Origin of the sequence: Bradyrhizobium neotropicale, from assembly GCF_001641695.1 — a bacterium.
Lineage (GTDB): Bacteria > Pseudomonadota > Alphaproteobacteria > Rhizobiales > Xanthobacteraceae > Bradyrhizobium > Bradyrhizobium neotropicale.
On the sequence record NZ_LSEF01000028.1, the window covers coordinates 129,472 to 142,065 of the forward strand.

20 protein-coding genes are annotated in these 12,594 nt (G+C 64.4%); 6 read left to right on the top strand and 14 right to left on the bottom strand.

Features of this window, described 5'->3' with window-relative positions:
* Nucleotides 1-75: 75 nt before the first annotated feature.
* The 9 genes from AXW67_RS06470 to AXW67_RS06505 all read right to left on the bottom strand — a co-directional run bounded on the left by AXW67_RS06470 (nucleotide 76) and on the right by AXW67_RS06505 (nucleotide 4,453).
* Nucleotides 76-330, bottom strand: a complete 255-nt coding sequence (locus tag AXW67_RS06470) for a hypothetical protein (protein ID WP_063677185.1) — start codon at nucleotides 328-330, stop codon at nucleotides 76-78.
* Nucleotides 327-581 (bottom strand): hypothetical protein, encoded by a 255-nt coding sequence (locus tag AXW67_RS06475; protein ID WP_063677186.1) that lies wholly within the window; start codon nucleotides 579-581, stop codon nucleotides 327-329. The genes AXW67_RS06470 and AXW67_RS06475 overlap by 4 nt, the downstream gene beginning before the upstream one ends.
* Nucleotides 582-647: 66 nt before the next feature.
* Entirely contained in the window at nucleotides 648-824 is a 177-nt protein-coding gene (locus AXW67_RS43075; RefSeq protein WP_201723643.1) for a hypothetical protein, read from the bottom strand.
* Nucleotides 825-1,025: 201 nt separating this feature from the next.
* Nucleotides 1,026-1,514, bottom strand: a complete 489-nt coding sequence (locus AXW67_RS06480; protein ID WP_027553200.1) for a DUF2852 domain-containing protein — start codon at nucleotides 1,512-1,514, stop codon at nucleotides 1,026-1,028.
* A gap of 121 nt (nucleotides 1,515-1,635) precedes the next feature.
* Nucleotides 1,636-2,388: a TetR/AcrR family transcriptional regulator gene (locus tag AXW67_RS06485; RefSeq protein ID WP_063677187.1), complete on the bottom strand. Its 753-nt coding sequence runs from the start codon at nucleotides 2,386-2,388 to the stop codon at nucleotides 1,636-1,638.
* Between the two features lie 196 nt (nucleotides 2,389-2,584).
* Complete coding sequence (locus AXW67_RS06490) at nucleotides 2,585-2,947, bottom strand: YciI family protein (RefSeq protein WP_063677188.1); 363 nt, start codon at nucleotides 2,945-2,947, stop codon at nucleotides 2,585-2,587.
* Nucleotides 2,948-2,990: 43 nt separating this feature from the next.
* The gene (locus AXW67_RS06495; RefSeq protein ID WP_063677189.1) at nucleotides 2,991-3,395 is read right to left on the bottom strand and encodes a YciI family protein; all 405 of its coding nucleotides are present in this window, start codon (nucleotides 3,393-3,395) and stop codon (nucleotides 2,991-2,993) included.
* Between the two features lie 153 nt (nucleotides 3,396-3,548).
* Nucleotides 3,549-3,965 (bottom strand): YciI family protein, encoded by a 417-nt coding sequence (locus AXW67_RS06500; RefSeq protein ID WP_063677190.1) that lies wholly within the window; start codon nucleotides 3,963-3,965, stop codon nucleotides 3,549-3,551.
* 122 nt (nucleotides 3,966-4,087) lie between these two features.
* The gene (locus tag AXW67_RS06505) at nucleotides 4,088-4,453 is read right to left on the bottom strand and encodes a nuclear transport factor 2 family protein (RefSeq protein ID WP_063677191.1); all 366 of its coding nucleotides are present in this window, start codon (nucleotides 4,451-4,453) and stop codon (nucleotides 4,088-4,090) included.
* Nucleotides 4,454-4,672: 219 nt separating this feature from the next.
* Between AXW67_RS06505 and AXW67_RS06510 the strand changes: the two genes are divergently transcribed.
* The 4 genes from AXW67_RS06510 (at nucleotide 4,673) to AXW67_RS06525 (ending at nucleotide 7,122) form a co-directional block, all read left to right on the top strand.
* Entirely contained in the window at nucleotides 4,673-5,461 is a 789-nt protein-coding gene (locus AXW67_RS06510; protein WP_027553194.1) for an SDR family NAD(P)-dependent oxidoreductase, read from the top strand.
* Between the two features lie 141 nt (nucleotides 5,462-5,602).
* A complete protein-coding gene (locus AXW67_RS06515; RefSeq protein ID WP_027553193.1) occupies nucleotides 5,603-6,040 on the top strand; it encodes a hypothetical protein in 438 nt (145 codons plus the stop codon).
* Nucleotides 6,041-6,214: 174 nt separating this feature from the next.
* On the top strand, nucleotides 6,215-6,394 hold the full coding sequence (locus AXW67_RS06520) for a hypothetical protein (RefSeq protein WP_145927443.1): 180 nt from the start codon (nucleotides 6,215-6,217) through the stop codon (nucleotides 6,392-6,394).
* Between the two features lie 374 nt (nucleotides 6,395-6,768).
* On the top strand, nucleotides 6,769-7,122 hold the full coding sequence (locus AXW67_RS06525) for a hypothetical protein (RefSeq protein WP_063677193.1): 354 nt from the start codon (nucleotides 6,769-6,771) through the stop codon (nucleotides 7,120-7,122).
* Nucleotides 7,123-7,230: 108 nt separating this feature from the next.
* On the opposite strand, the gene AXW67_RS06530 is transcribed toward AXW67_RS06525, so the two are convergent.
* From AXW67_RS06530 to AXW67_RS06545, 4 genes are all read right to left on the bottom strand, one after another.
* Nucleotides 7,231-7,644, bottom strand: a complete 414-nt coding sequence (locus tag AXW67_RS06530; protein ID WP_063677194.1) for a VOC family protein — start codon at nucleotides 7,642-7,644, stop codon at nucleotides 7,231-7,233.
* 36 nt (nucleotides 7,645-7,680) lie between these two features.
* Nucleotides 7,681-8,217 (bottom strand): SRPBCC family protein, encoded by a 537-nt coding sequence (locus AXW67_RS06535; protein ID WP_063677195.1) that lies wholly within the window; start codon nucleotides 8,215-8,217, stop codon nucleotides 7,681-7,683.
* 158 nt (nucleotides 8,218-8,375) lie between these two features.
* Nucleotides 8,376-9,674, bottom strand: coding sequence for an RNA polymerase sigma factor (locus tag AXW67_RS06540; protein WP_063677196.1), 1,299 nt, complete (start codon nucleotides 9,672-9,674; stop codon nucleotides 8,376-8,378).
* A complete protein-coding gene (locus tag AXW67_RS06545) occupies nucleotides 9,671-10,039 on the bottom strand; it encodes a YciI family protein (protein ID WP_027553187.1) in 369 nt (122 codons plus the stop codon). The genes AXW67_RS06540 and AXW67_RS06545 overlap by 4 nt, the downstream gene beginning before the upstream one ends.
* 141 nt (nucleotides 10,040-10,180) lie before the next feature.
* On the opposite strand from AXW67_RS06545, the gene AXW67_RS06550 reads away from it, so the two are divergent.
* Nucleotides 10,181-11,146, top strand: a complete 966-nt coding sequence (locus AXW67_RS06550) for a 2-hydroxyacid dehydrogenase (protein WP_063677197.1) — start codon at nucleotides 10,181-10,183, stop codon at nucleotides 11,144-11,146.
* Nucleotides 11,147-11,189: 43 nt separating this feature from the next.
* Here the strand turns inward: AXW67_RS06550 and AXW67_RS06555 are convergent, their stop codons facing one another.
* Nucleotides 11,190-11,837: a TetR/AcrR family transcriptional regulator gene (locus AXW67_RS06555; RefSeq protein WP_063677198.1), complete on the bottom strand. Its 648-nt coding sequence runs from the start codon at nucleotides 11,835-11,837 to the stop codon at nucleotides 11,190-11,192.
* A gap of 103 nt (nucleotides 11,838-11,940) precedes the next feature.
* Between AXW67_RS06555 and AXW67_RS06560 the strand changes: the two genes are divergently transcribed.
* A complete protein-coding gene (locus AXW67_RS06560) occupies nucleotides 11,941-12,585 on the top strand; it encodes a glutathione binding-like protein (protein ID WP_063677199.1) in 645 nt (214 codons plus the stop codon).
* The last annotated feature ends 9 nt before the right edge of the window (nucleotides 12,586-12,594 follow it).

Below are 12,594 nucleotides of genomic sequence, written 5' to 3' on the forward strand. Positions count from 1 at the left end.
CAAGGCGGTCGCGCTCGGGCAGCATCGCGGTGTCGAGCGAGAGGTGCTTGAGCTGGGACATTCGCAAACGGGCATTCATTGGAGAGCAGAAGTCTCGCTGTCGCGAGTGGCCACAGAGGAGTTCAGCTCGTCAAGATTGTGCGCCATTTTGTTGCGCCTGACGGTCAATGTTCGTTCCATCGCCCGCCTTGGCGTCAGCGCGATCTGCGCGCGGGAGCTGTGCGCGCAACTCCGCCGGGCCTGCTTGCGCAGGCTGAACGCGTGGAGCCAACCGCCGAGTGCAATGAGCACCGGCAGGACGTAGAGCGCGAAGTCGCGAAGCAGGATCATGAATCGAGGCTCGCTTTCGCAAACGAGATCGCGCGATCGAGTGCGAGCCCAGCGAACTGGTAGACGAAAAGGCTGAGAAAGAGCCTCCAGGACTCGCCGACCTGCCACGGATAGAGCTGGACTTCGTTCGGCCATCCATTGAGGAACGCGATCGCCATCGGCAACCAGCCCCCGAACCGCCAGAACAGCGCCGAGGCGCGCTCGAGCAGCGCGATGCGCTCACTGATCTGCTTGCGTTCGGCGTCGGTCATGGTGGTACCCGGCGGCAACGCGGAATGCGTTGTCAGGACTTGGTCGGTCCCCGCACGGATCGGGTTCTATGGCGCCCAGCTGTCCTGCCCGTTCCCGTAGACCACTCCGCAGAACGAGCGGCCGCCGGCGCAGAGGCGAAAATGGCAGGCGGGATCGGTCGAGCAGCTGCCATAGACGAAGCTGATGTAGCCCAGCACCGCGAACGCGGTTACGCCGAGCAGCAGGCGGGTATAGAGGTCCATGACGCGCGTGACCCAGACGTGAAGCTGCGCGGACCCGGCGAGACGGCGCGCGCAAGTCTTAGTGTCGGATCGTCGGCGGTTGGTTCTGCTCCCCCGCAAAAACCAAACCGCCCGCCTACGGGATGCGCAGGCGGGCGGCTCGGGGCCATCAGGACTTTGGGGGCATGCGCCTGAAGGCTTTGAGAGGCTCGGCGTTCAGGATCAGCCCTGCGGCGGCTGGTCGCTCGGCGGCGGCGTCGGACGGGTCTTGTGCTGCGCCATGAACTGGTCGAACTCTTCCTTGTCCTTGGCGTGACGCAGACGGGTCAGGAAGTCCTTGAACTCGCGCTGCTCTTCCTCGAGCCGCTGCAGGGTCTCGGCGCGGTACTCGTCGAAGGCGCGGTTGCCGGATGACGGCGGGCCGAAACCGAAGCCGAAGCCGCGGCGCTCCATGCGATCGCGCATGCGATCCATCTTGTACTGCATCCGCTCCATCTTGTTCTGCCAGCGATCCTGGTGACTCCAGCACGACATTCTTCTGCTCCCGAGTGTGAAAAAGAGAAGGGCAAGGCCGATCGGCCACCAGATGATGAAGCCGAGGATGGTCACGGCAATCCAGCCGGGATGCCAGGGCGTGTCGAGCATGTGGGGGCGTTCGTACGGTTGTTCCGAAGGGCCGCGCCATCGATTGACATCAGCGGTGTAGGCCATTTCCCATCTCCATCACGGCATCAAAGCCGTTGTGAATGTAAATAACATTTACATAGCTAGACCATCCCGCATTTTTGTCAAGCCGGCCGCCTGACAGGCGCGCCGATTTATTTGCGCAACTTTATTTCGGCTTGCCCCAAGGACCACCTGGAGTACCGCCGGGAGGCACGCCAGAACCGGAGGAAGCCTCCGGTGGCACGGGCGGCGGCTCGGCACCTTTCGCAGCGGGACGGCGGTCGGTCGGGAATCCGAGACCGCGCAGATAGATCAGCACCTCGGCTTCGAGCAGTTCGTCGGGCGACATCGGCAGCTTGCGACGCGCGCCATCGCCGCGCGAGAACAGCGAGGCCACGCCATGCGACATCGACCAGATGTGCAGCGCCATCATCATCGCCGGCGGGCGCGGCGTGCCGGGCGGCGTCAGCGCCGCGAGGCGCTCGGCGGCGGCACGGATGACGCCGAACGCGCGTTCGCCCGCAGCCATCAACGCCGGATTGGCATCGGTGGGCAGACCGGATTCAAACATCGCGGCATAGAAGGCGGGCTCTTCGCGGGCAAAGGCGAGATAGGCCTTTCCGACGCGCTCGAACGCGGTGATCGTGTCGGGCCGTCCGTCGTCCCAGGACGCGGTCAGGCGCGCCTCGAACTGCTCGAAGCCGCGCTGCGCGATCGAGGACAACAGCTCGTCGCGGTCGCGAAAATGCCGATACGGGGCGGCCGCGCTGACCCCGGCCATGCGCGCGGCATCGGCGAACGTGAAGCCGGCCGCGCCCTTCTCGGCGATCAGCCCGAGCGCCGCCTGCAACAAGGCTTCCTTCAGATTGCCGTGGTGATAGCCGCGCTCAGCGCGGCCCTGCTCCTTGCGCCAGCTCATGTGAACGGCTTTTACATGAGCCGCGCGCGAAGGTCACTAGCGGGAACGGGGTGTGATTAACCCGTACTTCCACGGTCACGGCAGTCATTCCGGGGCGGCCCGGAGGGCCGAACCGGAATCTCGCGCCACGACTTCTGGATTCCGGGTTCAGCGCTGCGCGCTGCCCCGGAATGACGTGTGGGTGTCCGGGGATCGACTAACCGCCCGGGATCGGCAGGACCGGCATGATCTCGACGCGCTCGCCAGGGAAGATCGCGAAGTGCGGGTGGTTTTCGAACATCTTCGCCGCGGCTTCATGGGAGGCGGCGCGGACCACGGTGAAGGCGCCCATCTCATTGGCGATGTCGGCAACGCCCTTCCCGTCGACCCTCTTGGTCTTGCCGAGCGGGCCGCCCATCGCCTGGATCGCGCCCTGGTGCCTCTCGGCCCAGGCTTTCCAGGCCGCCATACCTTCCTGCTCTTTCGCCTTGCGCTCGGCCTCGGACATCGCATTCCATGCGGCCCATTTCGGGCTCGTCTTGCTGCCGAGGAAAACGGCGAGATAGGTGTCGGTGCTCATCGTTGCTTCTCCCTTGGTGATGATTGATCGAACGCGACTGCTGCTACTTCTTCAGGTCGTCAAAGCCGGCGGCGGCTTCCTGCACTTCGGGCGGGAAATCGCTCATCTCCTGCACCTGGCGGATCTCGATGACCTCGTTCGGCGAGGCCGGGCACTTTTTGGCCCAGGCGATCGCTTCCTCGCGCGAGGCAACCTCGATCATCCAGTAACCGCCGAGAACTTCCTTGGCCTCAGTGAAGGGGCCGTCGGTCACGATCGGCTCGCCGGTGCCAAACGACACGCGCGCGCCCTTCGACGGCGGATGCAGGCCGTCGAGCGTGATCAGAACGCCCGCGTCCTTCAACGCCTCGTTGTAGCGCATCATCGCGGCGACGCGTTCCGGATCGAGCTGCACGTCCGGCGGTGCGGTCTCGTAGCCGAGGGGGATCATCAGCATCATGAATCGCATGAGGGCTCTCTTTTTGTCGTGAACACGCGAATGTCTTCCGTGTCATTCCGGGATGCGCCGTGAGGCGCAGGCCCGGAATCCATCATCCGCAGTCATCGCGGCCCGATGGATTCCGGGCTCGATGCTTCCCATCGCCCCGGAATGACGGTGAGGCTATTTCTTCGCCGCGTGGGCGCGGGTGCGGTCATCCTGCTCGCGCAGCTCGGGCGTGAAGGCTTCGCCAAAATCCTCGACCGAGAACACCTGGCGGATCTCGATCTCGGAACCGGGCTCGAACGGCGCGCGCTTCATCCACGCGATCGCCTCGTCGAGCGAAGAGGTCTTGATCATCCAGAAGCCGGCGATCAGGTCCCGCGACAGATTGAACGGGCCGCGGGTGACGCTGGCGTCGGCGGGCGAATATCGGATACGAGCGCCCTTCACCGTCGGATGCAGGCCCTCGCCGGCCTCGATCACGCCGGCCTTGGCCATCTCCTCGTTGAATTTGCCCATGGCGGCCAGCATCTCTGTGGTCGGCATCTTGCCGGCCTCGGTGTCCTGATTTGCCTTGACGATCACCATGAAACGCATCGACCTGCTCCGTGACGTTCTTTGGGGGCGGACCGGCTTGACCCGCGCTCCCCTGTAAGACGAACGCCGTTGTACAGAACCGACACGGGAACGAGAATTATTTCGGAGGTCATGGCGCGCCATCAGCGCGGCTGCGGGAGGAACCGACCATCCTGGCGAGCCGCGCCGAAATAAACGTCGATGCGGTGGACCTTGTCACTGGCGAAGGCGAAGAACTCAGTGTTGCGAAAGCTCCTGCCATCTGTTGCCAGACAGTGATAGGTCACGAAGGCCTCATCCCCGGCGACGAAGATGCGCTCGATGTCGTGGCGGGCGATCCAGCCGGTATCGCGCCAGCAACGTTCGAAATAGGCCTCCTTGTCGAGGTCGTCGTCGAAGGGGCTGGTGAAGCGGAAGTCATCGGCCAGCGCGTCGCTGACCAGTTGCCGGTCATTGGCAAGATAGGCGGCGAACAGGTTTCGAATCAGGCGCTCGCGGTCGTCAGGCATGGTCACATCTCCCCGTTGGCTTCAATGGAAGACGAAGCAAGCACCGTCGTGCCGACACGGCGCGGTTCCAAGGGCACGTTGTCATGCCCGGCCGCCATTCCTCCATCGGCGCCGCACCGGGATCGATCGGTGAGACCTTTCTCGGCCGCTCGAAAGCGAAGTAAAAGGGGCCAGGCGCTCGCGCGCGACCAACCTTTCGGACACAGGACAGATCAAGAGATGCCGCAGGCCCCGCAAAAAGTCGCCCTCGTCACCGGAGCCGCACGCGGCATCGGGCTTGCGGCCGCCAAGAAGTTCCTCGCCGAGGGCTGGCGCGTGGCGCTGCTCGACATCGAGGGCGAATTGCTCGGCCGCGCGGTGGCCGAGATCGGTCAGGGCGAAACCACACTGGCGCTGACTTGCGACGTCTCCGACGCGATTGCGGTCGGTGCGGCAATGAAGACCATCGAGCAGCGCCTTGGCCGTCTCGATGCGCTCGTCAACAATGCCGGGATCGCGGTGTTCGCGCCGCTGATGGAGACGTCTGATGCCGACTGGAGCCGTGTGCTCGAGGTCAACCTCACCGGGCCCTTCCTTTGCACCAAGGCGGCGGTGCCCATGATGCGCGAGGCGAGCGGCGGCGCCATCGTCAACATCACCTCCATCTCGGCCGTGCGCGCCTCGACGCTGCGCTCGGCCTACGGCACCAGCAAGGCCGGGCTCGCGCATTTGACGAAGCAGCTCGCGGTCGAGCTCGCCTCCCTCAACATCCGCGTCAACGCGGTGGCGCCGGGGCCGGTCGAGACCGCGATGGCCAAGCAGGTGCACACGCCGGAGATCCGCGCCGACTACCACGACGCCATCCCGCTCAACCGCTACGGCCTGGAGGAGGAACTTGCGGAAGCGATCTTCTTCCTGTGCTCGGACCGCGCAAGCTACATCACCGGCCAAATTTTGGCCGTTGATGGCGGCTTCGATGCGGCTGGCATCGGTCTGCCGACGCTGCGCGGCCAGCGCCGCAACGGATGAGAATTGTAGGGTGGGTTAGCGCAGCGTAACCCACCACGTCCGGCGCCGCGGCTATGAAAGTGGTGGGTTAGGCCTAGCGGACTGCGCTTTGTGCAGCCGCAGGGCTAACCCACCCTCCGAATCGAGCTCTGGGAGAGCAGCATGCGACGCGTCGTCTTTGTCAAAGCCTTGATGTGGTCGCTCGCCCTGCTCGCGGCCGCGCCCGCCTCGGCCGAAATCCGCATCATGCAGAGTCCGGGCGGACAGGTTGGACCGTTCCTCGACCTGTTCGAGAAGGTGCGCGAGAGCGGCGACCGCGTGGTGATCGACGGCCCCTGCCTGTCGGCCTGCACGCTGGTGCTGAGCATCGTGCCGGGCGAGCGCATCTGCGTTACGAAGCGCGCGGTGCTCGGCTTTCATGCCGCGCGTTCGGTAGACCGGAGCGGGCGTTTCTATGCCGAGCCGGAAGCGTCGGAAGCCGTGCTGCAGGCCTATCCAGGCCCGGTGCGCAACTGGATCAGCCGCCATGGTGGACTGAGCTCGCGACTGCTGCTGTTGAAAGGGCGCGAACTCGCCGCAATCTATCCGCGCTGTCGATAGCGTTTTTCGCAATCAGCTATCCGCGCCGCGGAAGATGATTAGTCGGAACCGACGCACACAATTTGCGCGCATCACGCCGGACAAATGCGCTACAAGTGTGAACCGCGTCACACTAACGCCAACTTGGCTTGGCATACATGACGCCGCACGACACGGATGTCCGCGGAGATATTCATGACCAGCATCAGCACCGACGGACATCCCGATGCGCAAGACCAGTCATCGCACTTACGAAAATGGAATGAGCAGGCCGTCACTGCTGCGTTGCTGATCACGAGCGCCGTCGCAACCCTTGGCTGGCTCTACGCGCTCGCAGAGGGAGCCTTGGCCGTCGTGAACTGGCTGCTCTCCTAGAAGAGAGTCTGAATCATCGGAGCCAGCTTCATGCTGGCGCAGATGAGCATCCCCCACAGGGCAAAGTTGATTTGTAGCGCCGCTGCCATCGGTCGCTCCCCTCTCAAGTGACGTCCACCCCAGTTTTTAAATCTTATGAGACAAGGCTATCGATTCTGACGCGAAGTTCACAGCCTAATATTGCGCCAATTGTTGTGCGATGCAGTCCGCTTCATTCCGCGAAAGCTCACGCGCGCTCCTGCACAATGAGGCGAAAGCAAGAGTCATATTCGGCCGTGCCGGCGACGTCGTTTCCCTTAGGTCTGATTTAACAATCGCGATGCGAAGGCTGCCACGCGGATGTTGCGTGGTGCGTACCGCACAACAGGTCCGGCATGACTCGATACATCGTCATCTTGCTCAGTTTTTGCGCCGCGCTCACTGGGTGCGCAAATGCACCGGCCTCGGAGCGTCGCCCGATCGCATGGGACGGACTCGGTCGGGACCCGAACCGCACGGCTGTCACAAAGCATCGCAATGCGGATCGTGCTCCGGCGGAGAACGACACCAACCCGAATCAGGAACGTGAGAGAGTGCTGGGCACGCTGCGCCCGTATTCCGAGGCGTGGTGGGCGGTGCACGACGAGATCGAGGCCGAGAACGACAGGCAGCTCGGATCGAAGCTCGTGATCTGTCCGCGCTGTGTTCCACCGGCGCCGCAAGAGGATGTCACCGGATCGATCCGCTGAAGCAGCGCGCGGTCCCGGCGGCGGTGAGGACTGCTTCTGCGCCCTCTCGCGCCAACAGCGCGAGAGGGCATTGGTGTCATCGCGCCATCGACGCGATCGAATCTGCGCTCACATCCCTTCGGCGGGGCAGTTTACCATCCAGGGGATGCCGAAGCGATCGACGCACATGCCAAAGCCCTTGGCCCAGAACGTCTTGCTGAAGGGCATGGTGACGGTGCCGCCGTCGGCGAGCGCATTGAACTTGCGCTCGGCTTCCGCGGGATCGGTCAGCGTGAGCGAGATCGAAAAGCCCTGCGGCTTCTGCACATGCTCGGGCGGCGCGTCGGAGGCCATCAACACGCTGCCGTCGGGCAGCGACATCCGCGCGTGCATGATGGTCTTCTCGCGGCCGGGTGTGGCGGGCATGTCCGCCGGCGCCTCGGAGGCGCGCAGCATCGCCTCGATCTTTCCACCCAGCGCCTTGGCGTAAAAGTTGAAAGCCGCTTCGCAGGTGTCCTGATAGAACAGATAGGGATTGAGCATCGTTTCTCTCCTCTTGGTTTCCTTGGGCAGTGAGCGTCACTTCTCGGTGAGCTTCTTCAGGCTGGCGAGGCCGGCCTCGAAATCCTTGCCGATCATGCTGTCCACGTTGACGAAGACCTGCATGATCTTCGACATGAACGGGGCCGGACCGTACATCGCCCATGTGACCAGTGTGGCATCACCTTGCGGCACAAAGGTGAACTCCGCGGTGTTGTGACCTTCGAACGGCCGCTCGAAATCGAGCTTGATGCGGACCTTCGACGGCACGTCCGCCTCGAGGATCTCCATGTGGCCGGCGCCGACATTGTTGTTGCCGTCCCAGGCATAGGTCGCGCCCTTGCCCTGCGCGGTTCCGCCAAAAGTGCGCTTCATCGCGGGATCGCGGCCCTCATAGGGCGACCAGCCGGTCCAGCGGTGGAAATCTGCAACCAGCGGATAGATCGCCTCGGCCGGCGCCTTCACGGCGAGACGGCGCTCGACGCGGAACGTGTCGGGCTTAGTGAGCGCGAGGGCGAGGACGGCGGCGAGACCGACCGCGATCACGACGGCGAAAATGGCAACAGCTTTCAGCATGAATGGCTCCGTGGGTTATGGGCTAAGGACGAACGGGGAAGGATGGGATCGACAGCGTGGAACAGAACTTTTTCGGCAGGCTACCCGCCCCCGCGTCAAAGGCAGAGCGTGGATGGCCGGGACAAGCCCGGCCATGACGGTGTGGAGGCGAGCCTGCCCTAATTCGCCTTCGCGCCTTGCCTGGAACTTCCGTTCCCCTTCGGCCGGCTGTCCCTGATCAGGCGATCGAGATGCATGCGGATGTGGGCGGCTTCCGCCGAGGTGTTGGCGAGCGCGATGGCGCGGTCGAAGGCGACGCGGGCCTCGTCGTTGCGGCCGAGCTGCATCAGGAAGGCGCCGCGCACGCCGTAGAAATGGAAATAATTGGCAAGCTTGGGTGCCAGCGGCTCGATCAGGTCGAGCGCAGCTTGCGCCCCGCGCACCTTCGAGACAGCAACCGCGCGGTTGAGCGTCACCACCGGTGAAGGCTGCACCAGCTCGAGCGCGCCATAGAGCAGGTCGATCTGCGTCCAGTCGGTCTCCTCCGGCGTCGAAGCGCGCGCATGCAGCGCCGCGATCGCCGCCTGGATCTGATAGGGGCCGCTGCGATGGTGACGCATCGCCTTGTCGATCAGCGCCAGGCCCTCGGCGATCATGGTGCCGTTCCACAACGAGCGATCCTGATCTTCCAACAGGATCAGCGAACCGTCCTTGGCAAAGCGCGCGGCGCTGCGCGCATGCTGCAACAAGATGAGTGCCGTAAGTCCCATGATCTCCGGCTCGCTCTGGAACAGCCGCAATAGCAGCCGCGCCAGCCGGATCGCCTCCTCGCAGAGCGGCTTCCTGATCTCGGCGGTATCGCCGCTCGCCGAATAGCCCTCGTTGAAGATCAGGTAGATCATCGCCGCGACGCCGGCGAGGCGCTCCGAACGCTCGACCGCACCGGGCGCTTCGAAGGGCGCGCCGGCCTCGGCGATCTTGGCCTTGGCACGGGTGATGCGCTGCTCCATCGCCGCTTCCGAGACCAGGAAGGCGCGCGCGATCTGCTTGACGGTGAGGCCGGAGACGATGCGCAAGGCGAGCGCGATCTGCTGCGTCGCCGGCAGTTGCGGATGGCAGCAGATGAACATCAGCCGCAGGATGTCGTCGCGATAATGCGAACCGTCGAGCCGCTCGGCAAGCTCACCTTCGGCGTCGCCGAGATCGGAGATCGCCTGATCGTCCTCGGGCAGCGGCTCCTGCTTGCGAGTGCGGCGCACCTCGTCGATCGCGACGTTGCGGCCGACCATGATCAGCCAGGCGGCGGGGTCGCGCGGCGGCCCGTTCTGCGGCCAGGTCTTCAACGCGCGCAGGCAGGCGTTCTGGAACGCCTCCTCCGCCATATCGAGATCGCGGAAATAGCGGAGCAGCGCACCCACCGCCTGCGGTCGCGCCGAGGTCAGCGCGGTCTCGATCCAGGCGGCATCGGTGTCGCTCACGTCAAATTCCCTCCGGGTCTGAACACGCCGACCGGACGCACCTCATACGCGCCGCCGGGATTGGCGGCCCCGAGCTCGCGCGCGACGTCGAGCGCGTCGTCGAGATTCTTGCAGTCGACGATGTAGAAGCCGAGCAACTGCTCCTTGGTTTCGGCATAGGGGCCGTCGAGCACCAGCGGCGGATCCTCTTTGCGCAGCGTCGCGGCCGCAGTGGTCGGCAACAGCCGCGCCACCGGCCCGAGCCGGCCTTGTTTGGTGAGCTTCTCCTGCACCACGGCGAGCTTTTTCATCACGGCATCGTCCTGGTCCTTGCTCCAGGAGCCGACGAAATCCTCATCGTGATAGCAAAGGATGGCATAGAGCATGGGTGGCACTTTCCTCGTCTCGTTTTGAAGACGAGCCAATATGCCCTGCCCCGACAGCGATGCGGAAATAATTTGCAAGAAAAGTCCGTCCGTTCGTGCCAAGGAGGGCCTTCAAAAGCGGAACCCGATGAGGCACCTGGAATGACCAAAGGCACACTGGCCGTCCTGATCAACAGCACCCAGCAGAACTGGCTGCCGGCGCGCTGGAAGACCCGGTTCGAGGCGGTCTGTGGCGGCCGCCGCGTGGTACTGCTGCCCGACGCCGGGCTCGATCCGGCCGAGGTGCACTATGCCGCGGTGTGGAAGCCGGCACCGGGCGAGCTCGCCGCATTTGTGAACCTGCGTGCGATCTTCAATCTGGGTGCCGGCGTCGATGCGCTGATGGCCGACCGCAGCTTGCCCGACGTACCGCTGGTCCGCGTCGCCGTGCCCGACCTGACCAATCGCATGACCGAATATGTCGTGCTGCACGTGCTGATGCACCATCGCCAGGAGCTTTACTTGCGGCAGTCGCAGCGTGAGAAGAGCTGGGAGCCGAAATATCAGTGGCCGGCGAGCGCGGTCACGGTCGGCGTCATGGGGCTCGGCACGTTAGGTGCGGATGCGGCCGGGGTGCTGAGGCGGCTCGGCTTTCGCGTCGCAGGCTGGAGCCGCAGCCCGCGCGCGGTCGAGGGCGTCGAATGCTTTCACGGCACCGCGCAGATCGATGCGTTCCTGAATGCGACCGACATTTTGGTGTGCCTCCTGCCGCTGACGCCGGACACTCAAGGCATCCTCAATCGCGACGTCTTTACAAAGCTCAACCGGAAGAGCCCGCTCGGCGCGCCGGTGCTGATCAACGCCGGCCGCGGCGGCCTGCAGAACGAGGCCGACATTCTCTCCTGCCTCGACGACGGCACCCTTGGCGCCGTCTCGCTCGACGTGTTCGTGCAGGAGCCGCTGCCGCAGGACAGCCGCCTCTGGACCCATCCGAAGGTGGTGCTGACTCCGCACAACGCGGCCGACACCGACGCCGAGGCGATCTCGGCCTATGTCGCCGAGCAGATCGCCCGGTTCGAGGCCGGCAGCGCGCTGGAGAATGTGGTGGATCGGGCCAGGGGGTATTAGGCGCTCGCTTGCGCCACACACTCACTGTCGTCCCGGCGACGGCCTAACGTTTGGCTCCCACCATCACATCGATCGCGCCCGACACGATCGCTTCCAGCTCCTTGCGCGGCACGCGGGCACGGGAGCGGATGGCGATGGTGTGCACGGTCGCGGAGGCGAGCTGCGCCAGCACGGCGGGATCGGCCGTCTCCGGTAACTCGCCCTTCTCTTTCGCCCTGCGGAAGCAATTGGCAAAGGCCTTGTCGAGCTCGGTGAGCCCATCGAGCACCATGGCGCGAATCTCGGGATCGCCGACGGCTTCGGAAGCCGCGGTCACCACCGTGAAGCAGCCGCGCGGACCGGTGTCGCCGGAGAGATAGATGTTCAGCGCCGAGGCGAAGATGCGCTCCAGCCGCTGGCGCAGTGGCATCTCCTCGCGAAAGATCGCGACCATCGATGCGCGCGCCTCCTCGCGGTAGCGCTGATAGCTCTTGATGTAGAGCTCGCGCTTGTCGCCGAAGGCACCGTAGAGGCTCGGCCGGTTCATGCCAGTCGCTTCGCTGAGATCGTCGAGCGAGGTCGCCGCAAAACCCTGCTTGCGGAACAGATCGAGCGCCTTGCCGAGCGCGACATCGGGCTCGTAGGCGCGCGGGCGGCCGCGGCGTTTCGGTTGCTCGGGGGCCGCGGGCGGCCCTTTCGATTTTTGTACCATTTCGCAAGATAATCCTTGACCTGTTTCATATTATGCAAGACAGTACAAAAATCAATCTGGCCAGATTGAGCGAAACTCGAGGAGTTGCCCAAGGAGGCTACAGATGGACCTTTATTTCTCACCGCTCGCCTGCTCGATGGCGACCCGCGTCGCGCTGTATGAAGCCGGCGCCGAGGCGAATTATCTCGAAGTCGATCCGCCGACCAAGAAAGTGTTGAACGACGGCTCCGACTTCCGCGCCGTCAATCCAATCGGCCTCGTACCGACGCTGCGCACCGACGAGGGCGTGGTGCTGACCGAGAACGCGGCGATCCTGCAATATGTCGCCGACCGTTTTCCGCAATCCGGCATCGGCACGCCACCGGGCATCGATCGCACGCGGCTGCATCAATGGCTCTGCTTCATCGGCACCGAGCTGCACAAGGGTCTGTTCGTGCCCGTGCTCGACCGCAAGGCGCCGCAGGAGGCCAAGGCCTACGTGCTGGAGAAGAACCTGTCGCGGCTCGACTATCTCGACAACTACCTGCAGGACCGCGAGTTCCTGCTCGACCATTTCAGCGTCGCCGACGCCTATCTCGTCACGGTCATCAACTGGACCATGGCGACGCCGCCGATCGAGCTCGCGAAATGGCCGAACGTGAAGGCCTATTACGAGCGCCTACGTCAGCGCCCCTCGATCGCGAAGGCGATCGCGGAGGAGTTCGAGCTGTACAAGGCCGAGCAGGCGCGGCGGAAGGCGGCGGCGTAGCGAACAGTC

Coding starts and splice junctions, on each gene's coding strand:
- AXW67_RS06470 (WP_063677185.1), bottom strand. CDS start 330: ATGATCCTGCTTCGCGACTTCGCGCTCTACGTCCTGCCGGTGCTCATT.
- AXW67_RS06475 (WP_063677186.1), bottom strand. CDS start 581: ATGACCGACGCCGAACGCAAGCAGATCAGTGAGCGCATCGCGCTGCTC.
- AXW67_RS43075 (WP_201723643.1), bottom strand. CDS start 824: ATGGACCTCTATACCCGCCTGCTGCTCGGCGTAACCGCGTTCGCGGTG.
- AXW67_RS06480 (WP_027553200.1), bottom strand. CDS start 1,514: ATGGCCTACACCGCTGATGTCAATCGATGGCGCGGCCCTTCGGAACAA.
- AXW67_RS06485 (WP_063677187.1), bottom strand. CDS start 2,388: ATGAGCTGGCGCAAGGAGCAGGGCCGCGCTGAGCGCGGCTATCACCAC.
- AXW67_RS06490 (WP_063677188.1), bottom strand. CDS start 2,947: ATGAGCACCGACACCTATCTCGCCGTTTTCCTCGGCAGCAAGACGAGC.
- AXW67_RS06495 (WP_063677189.1), bottom strand. CDS start 3,395: ATGCGATTCATGATGCTGATGATCCCCCTCGGCTACGAGACCGCACCG.
- AXW67_RS06500 (WP_063677190.1), bottom strand. CDS start 3,965: ATGCGTTTCATGGTGATCGTCAAGGCAAATCAGGACACCGAGGCCGGC.
- AXW67_RS06505 (WP_063677191.1), bottom strand. CDS start 4,453: ATGCCTGACGACCGCGAGCGCCTGATTCGAAACCTGTTCGCCGCCTAT.
- AXW67_RS06510 (WP_027553194.1), top strand. CDS start 4,673: ATGCCGCAGGCCCCGCAAAAAGTCGCCCTCGTCACCGGAGCCGCACGC.
- AXW67_RS06515 (WP_027553193.1), top strand. CDS start 5,603: ATGCGACGCGTCGTCTTTGTCAAAGCCTTGATGTGGTCGCTCGCCCTG.
- AXW67_RS06520 (WP_145927443.1), top strand. CDS start 6,215: ATGACCAGCATCAGCACCGACGGACATCCCGATGCGCAAGACCAGTCA.
- AXW67_RS06525 (WP_063677193.1), top strand. CDS start 6,769: ATGACTCGATACATCGTCATCTTGCTCAGTTTTTGCGCCGCGCTCACT.
- AXW67_RS06530 (WP_063677194.1), bottom strand. CDS start 7,644: ATGCTCAATCCCTATCTGTTCTATCAGGACACCTGCGAAGCGGCTTTC.
- AXW67_RS06535 (WP_063677195.1), bottom strand. CDS start 8,217: ATGCTGAAAGCTGTTGCCATTTTCGCCGTCGTGATCGCGGTCGGTCTC.
- AXW67_RS06545 (WP_027553187.1), bottom strand. CDS start 10,039: ATGCTCTATGCCATCCTTTGCTATCACGATGAGGATTTCGTCGGCTCC.
- AXW67_RS06550 (WP_063677197.1), top strand. CDS start 10,181: ATGACCAAAGGCACACTGGCCGTCCTGATCAACAGCACCCAGCAGAAC.
- AXW67_RS06555 (WP_063677198.1), bottom strand. CDS start 11,837: ATGGTACAAAAATCGAAAGGGCCGCCCGCGGCCCCCGAGCAACCGAAA.
- AXW67_RS06560 (WP_063677199.1), top strand. CDS start 11,941: ATGGACCTTTATTTCTCACCGCTCGCCTGCTCGATGGCGACCCGCGTC.